This is a genomic window from Catenulispora rubra, from assembly GCF_015356825.1.
Taxonomy (GTDB): domain Bacteria; phylum Actinomycetota; class Actinomycetes; order Streptomycetales; family Catenulisporaceae; genus Catenulispora; species Catenulispora rubra.
Genome location: NZ_JAACYW010000474.1, coordinates 1 through 5,336, shown reverse-complemented (window position 1 = coordinate 5,336; position 5,336 = coordinate 1). Strand labels below are relative to the sequence as shown.

4 protein-coding genes are annotated in these 5,336 nt (G+C 68.2%); all 4 read left to right on the top strand.

What is annotated here, in order from left to right; translation table 11 throughout:
- Nucleotides 1–390: 390 nt before the first annotated feature.
- The 4 genes from sdhC to GWK61_RS52510 all read left to right on the top strand — a co-directional run bounded on the left by sdhC (nt 391) and on the right by GWK61_RS52510 (nt 5,060).
- A complete protein-coding gene (gene sdhC, locus GWK61_RS52525) occupies nt 391–1,215 on the top strand; it encodes a succinate dehydrogenase subunit SdhC (RefSeq protein WP_194921763.1) in 825 nt (274 codons plus the stop codon).
- A 16-nt stretch (nt 1,216–1,231) separates the two neighbouring features.
- Nucleotides 1,232–3,412, top strand: a complete 2,181-nt coding sequence (locus tag GWK61_RS52520) for a fumarate reductase/succinate dehydrogenase flavoprotein subunit (RefSeq protein ID WP_194921762.1) — start codon at nt 1,232–1,234, stop codon at nt 3,410–3,412.
- A 2-nt stretch (nt 3,413–3,414) separates the two neighbouring features.
- Nucleotides 3,415–4,176 (top strand): succinate dehydrogenase/fumarate reductase iron-sulfur subunit, encoded by a 762-nt coding sequence (locus GWK61_RS52515; protein ID WP_194921760.1) that lies wholly within the window; start codon nt 3,415–3,417, stop codon nt 4,174–4,176.
- Nucleotides 4,177–4,268: 92 nt separating this feature from the next.
- Nucleotides 4,269–5,060: an arylamine N-acetyltransferase family protein gene (locus GWK61_RS52510; RefSeq protein WP_228564427.1), complete on the top strand. Its 792-nt coding sequence runs from the start codon at nt 4,269–4,271 to the stop codon at nt 5,058–5,060.
- The last annotated feature ends 276 nt before the right edge of the window (nt 5,061–5,336 follow it).

Here is a 5,336-nt window from a genome sequence, read left to right as displayed (position 1 = left end):
CCCCATCGCCGCCCCGACCGCCCCGACCGCCCCGACCGCTCCCACCATCGCGACCACTCCTTGATTACGGCCGCCTCACGCGCGCCGTTCCCGTCTCCCCGTGTCCCCGTGCGCCCCCGGCGCGTCGAGCGTCGCATCGGTGGCGGCTTCGAGGAGCATGATGCCAAACCCTTGTCGGTCGCCCCGCCGTCCGGGCCCTGATCAGCCGCCGGTAGGATGTGAGGTAGATCACGTTTCCACTACTCCGGGTGACGCGTTCTATGGAATCTGACGCAATGTCCATTAGAGTTCGCGCAGCTTCTTAGAGCCCTGCCAAGTTGATAGCCCCGCAAGACGCCTACGTGTAAGACATCAGTGTAAGAACATTGCCCGTCTGGGAGACACAAGTCGATGGCGACTGACACCATCGCGCCCGGCCCCGAGGCACCCGCCCCGCTGAGCCCGGCGCGCGCACAGATCGAACAGAAGACGCTGCGCACAGACAGGTGGTGGCTCAGTCCGCTCCTGACGATGATTGTGCTGATCGCCTTCATCTTCTACGCGACGTTCCGCGCGTTCCAGAACGCCGACTACTACACCGGCAACCTGATCTCACCGTTCTACAGCCCGTGCATCGCGACGAAGTGTGTGCCGGGCTCGTCCCTGGGTGGCTTCAAGCCGTTCGGCGACTGGTGGTCGATCTCGCCGGCGCTGCTCATCCTGATCTTCCCGCTGGGGTTCCGGATGACCTGCTACTACTACCGGAAGGCCTACTACCGCGCCTTCTGGCTGTCGCCGCAGGCCTGCGCGGTCGCCGAGCCGCACGAGAAGTACACCGGCGAGCGCCGCTTCCCGCTGATCCTGAACAACTCGCACCGCTACTTCTTCTACGCGGGCTTGATCTTCAACGTCATCCTGACCTGGGACGCGATCCTGGCCTTCCGCAACGCCGACGGCGCCTGGGGCCACATGAGCCTGGGCACGCTGGTGCTGCTGGCCAACGCCACAATGCTGTGGCTGTACTCGGCGTCGTGCCACTCCTGCCGCCACATCATGGGTGGCAAGCTCAAGCACTTCTCCAAGCACCCGCTACGTTACAAGGGCTGGACGCTGGTGTCGAAGCTGAACCACAAGCACATGCTCTTCGCGTGGATCTCGTTGTTCGGCGTGGCGCTGACGGACGCGTATGTCGCCCTGGTGGCCAACGGCACCTTCAGCAACCCGACGTTCTTCTAAGGATCAGTGCGCAATCATGACTGGGAAGACTGAGAACGCTGAGAGCATCGAGCGCCACTCCTACGACGTGGTGGTGATCGGGGCCGGCGGTGCGGGACTGCGCGCCGCGATCGAGGCCCGGCACTCCGGCAAGCGTGTCGCCATCATCAGCAAGTCGCTGTTCGGCAAGGCGCACACCGTGATGGCCGAGGGCGGCGCCGCCGCGGCCATGGGCAACGTGAACCCGAAGGACAACTGGCAGGTCCACTTCCGCGACACCATGCGCGGCGGCAAGTTCCTGAACCACTTCCGGATGGCCGAGCTGCACGCCAAGGAGGCCCCGGACCGCATCTGGGAGCTGGAGGCCTGGGGCGCGCTGTTCGACCGCACCAAGGAAGGCAAGATCAGCCAGCGCAACTTCGGCGGGCACGAGTACCCGCGGCTGGCGCACGTCGGCGACCGCACCGGCCTGGAGCTGATCCGCACGCTGCAGCAGCGCGTCGTCGCCTTGCAGCAGGAAGACAAGGCTGAGACCGGCGAGTACGAGGGCAGCCTGCGCGTCTTCGCCGAGACCACGATCGTCCGGCTGCTCAAGGACGAGCAGGGGCGCATCGCCGGCGCGATCGGCTACTACCGCGAGACCGGGCAGTTCGTGCTCTTCGAGGCCCCGGCGGTGATCATGGCCACCGGCGGCATCGGCCGCAGCTACACCGTCACCAGCAACAGCTGGGAGTACACCGGCGACGGCCACGCGCTGGCCCTGCTGGCCGGCGCCGCGCTGGTGAACATGGAGTTCATCCAGTTCCACCCGACCGGCATGGTCTGGCCGCCCTCGGTGAAGGGCATCCTGGTCACCGAGTCGGTCCGCGGCGACGGCGGCGTGCTCCGCAACAGCGAGAACAAGCGGTTCATGTTCGACTACGTGCCGGACGTCTTCCGCAAGCAGTACGCGGAGACCGAGGAGGAAGCCGACCGCTGGTACGACGACCAGGAGAACAACCGGCGCCCCCCGGAGCTGCTGCCCCGCGACGAGGTGGCCCGTTCGATCAACTCCGAGGTCAAGGCCGGCCGCGGCACCCCGAACGGCGGCGTGTACCTGGACGTCTCCACGCGCCTGCCGGCCGAGGAGATCCGGCGCCGGCTGCCGTCGATGTACCACCAGTTCAAGGAGCTGGCCGACGTCGACATCACGGCGCAGCCGATGGAGGTCGGCCCGACGTGCCACTACGTCATGGGCGGCATCGAGGTCGACCCGGACACCCAGGGCACGAACGTCCCGGGCCTGTACGCGGCCGGCGAGTGCTCCGGCGGCATGCACGGCTCCAACCGGCTCGGCGGCAACTCGCTGTCCGACCTGCTGGTCTTCGGACGCCGCGCGGGCCTGCACGCCGCGGAGTACGTGGACGGGCTCGGCGCGGACGGCAAGCCGGCGGTGGCCGAGGCCGACGTCGACGCCGCGGTCGAGGAGGCGCTGGCCCCGCTGGCCAACCCCGAGGGCGAGAACCCGTACACCCTGCACCACGACCTGCAGGTGTCGATGAACACGCTGGTCGGCATCATCCGCAAGCCGGAAGAGGTGAGCGAGGCGCTGGCCAAGCTGGAGGACTTCAAGCCCCGGCACAAGAAGGTCGGCTCGGTCGGCGGGCGCCGCTTCAACCCCGGCTGGCACGTCGCGCTGGACCTGCGCAACATGCTGATCGTCAGCGAGTGCGTGGCCAAGGCGGCGCTGGAGCGCGAGGAGTCCCGCGGCGGGCACACGCGCGACGACTTCCCGGCGATGTCCTCGAAGTGGCGGCAGGTCAACCTGATCTGCACGCTGGCGGAGGACGGGACCGGGATCGACCTCAAGCACCAGCCGATTCCGACGATCCGGCCGGATCTGCTGGGGCTGTTCGAGGTCTCCGAGCTGAAGAAGTACTTCACGGACGAGGAGCTGGCGGTGCTCGGCGAGGCGGCCGAGGACACGACGGACGCGGTCGTGGACGAGGTCGCGGTCACGGACGCCGAGCCCGAGGCTCAGGCCGAGGCATCCGCCGAGGCCAAGACCGACGCCGTGCCGGAGGCCGCTCCGATCCCCGGCCAGAACAACGGCGAGTCGGCGGCTGAGAAGTCCGCCGCGAAGTCCGCCGAGGCCCAGGCCGAGGAGCAGACCGCCGAGGCCGAGGCGGGCGCCCAGGCCGAGAACGCCACGTCCGACACCGCCGCCGAGGAGAAGTGACGATGGGTTACAAGGGCAAGTTCAAGGTCTGGCGCGGCGACGCGTCCGGCGGCGACCTGAAGGACTTCGAGGTCGAGATCAACGAGGGCGAGGTCGTCCTCGACATCATCCACCGGCTGCAGGCCACGCAGGCCCCCGACATGGCGTGCCGCTGGAACTGCAAGGCCGGCAAGTGCGGCTCGTGCTCGGCGGAGATCAACGGCAAGCCCCGCCTGATGTGCATGACCCGCATGTCGACCTTCGAGCAGGACGAGACCGTCACCGTCACCCCGCTGCGCGCCTTCCCGGTGATCAAGGACCTGGTGACCGACGTCGGCTTCAACTACGCCAAGGCCCGCGAGGTGAAGTCCTTCACCCCGCCGAAGGACCTGAAGCCCGGCGAGTACCGCATGCAGCAGATCGACGTGGAGCGCTCGCAGGAGTTCCGCAAGTGCATCGAGTGCTACCTGTGCCAGAACACCTGCCACGCGGTCCGCGACCACGAGGAGAACAAGGAGAGCTTCGCCGGCCCGCGCTACCTGATGCGCGTGGCGGAGCTCGACATGCACCCCCTGGACACCGCCGACCGCAAGAAGGCGGCGCAGGAGGAGCACGGCCTCGGCTTCTGCAACATCACGAAGTGCTGCACCGAGGTGTGCCCCGAGCACATCCACATCACCGACAACGCGCTGATCCCGCTGAAGGAGCGCGTGGTCGACAAGAAGTACGACCCGCTGGTCTGGCTGGGCAACAAGATCCGCCGCCGCACCTCGTCGGACGCGTGAGCACGTACTGAACAACGCCTGGGGCCGCAGTCCTACGACTGCGGCCCCAGGCGTTTCCGCGCCGGATCTGCGATAAAGGACCCATGGCACCCATGCACGCTCTGAACCACGAACAGGTCGCCGCCTACCGCGCCCGCATCGGCGTCACCGAGGGCCCGCCCACCCCCGACGCCGCCACACTCCGCCGCCTGCACAGCGCGCACCTGCACACCGTCCCGTTCGAGAACCTGAGCATCCACCTCGACGAACCGGTGACCCTCGACGGCGCGGCCCTGTTCGAGAAGATCGTCGACCACCGCCGAGGCGGCTTCTGCTACGAACTCAACGGCCTGTTCGCCCTGCTCCTGGAAGCGTTCGGCTACCGCGTGCACCGCCTGTCAGCCCGCACCTTCAGCACGGCCCACGGCTACAGCCCACCACTGGACCACCTGGCCCTGCACGTCACCGACGCCGCCGGCGACACCTGGCTGGCCGACGTCGGCTTCGGCAAGCACACCGAGTACCCCCTGAACTTCACCGACCGCACAGACCAGAAGGACCCCGGCGGCCTCTTCCGCATCGCGGAGAACGACGACGCGGAGTTCACCATCCTCCGCGACGGCGAAGCCCAATACCGCATCGACCCGAGGCCCCTGGCCCTGACCGACTTCGCCCAGGCGTGCTGGTGGCAGGTCACCTCCCCGGAGTCGCACTTCACCCGCAACCTCGTCTGCTCCCGCCTGACCGACGACGGCCGCCTGACCCTCACCGCCGACGAACTGATCACCACCGACACCACCGGCCGCCACGCCGAGGAGGTCACCTCGGATGAGCACCTGCTGACGCTGCTGCGGGAGCGCTTCGGGATCGAGCTGGCGCGGGTGCCCCGGCGAACCAAGGGCTGAGCGGGCAGGCGGATCAGGCAGGCTGATTGGGCGGGCAGATCGGCTCGCCCGACAGCCGATCTGCCTGGCGCACGGCAAATCCTCGCGACCAGCCGACCTGCCCCGCCGAGCCGCCGAATCCTGTGTGCCTGCCTACCGATCAGCCTCGCCAGCCGACTGCCGCGCCGCACCGCGTTTTCGCGCCAGCCAGCCGCGCCGCATCTGCGAGTCTGCCTGCCGATCAGTCCTGCCTAGCTCGCTTCTCGCCAGCCCGCCGCCGGCCGCCGGCCCTACCCC

Bases quoted from the DNA above. Each gene is read 5' to 3' on its own strand.
- GWK61_RS52510 (WP_228564427.1), top strand. From the start codon at position 4,269: ATGCACGCTCTGAACCACGAACAGGTCGCCGCCTACCGCGCCCGCATC.
- GWK61_RS52520 (WP_194921762.1), top strand. From the start codon at position 1,232: ATGACTGGGAAGACTGAGAACGCTGAGAGCATCGAGCGCCACTCCTAC.
- GWK61_RS52515 (WP_194921760.1), top strand. From the start codon at position 3,415: ATGGGTTACAAGGGCAAGTTCAAGGTCTGGCGCGGCGACGCGTCCGGC.
- sdhC (WP_194921763.1), top strand. From the start codon at position 391: ATGGCGACTGACACCATCGCGCCCGGCCCCGAGGCACCCGCCCCGCTG.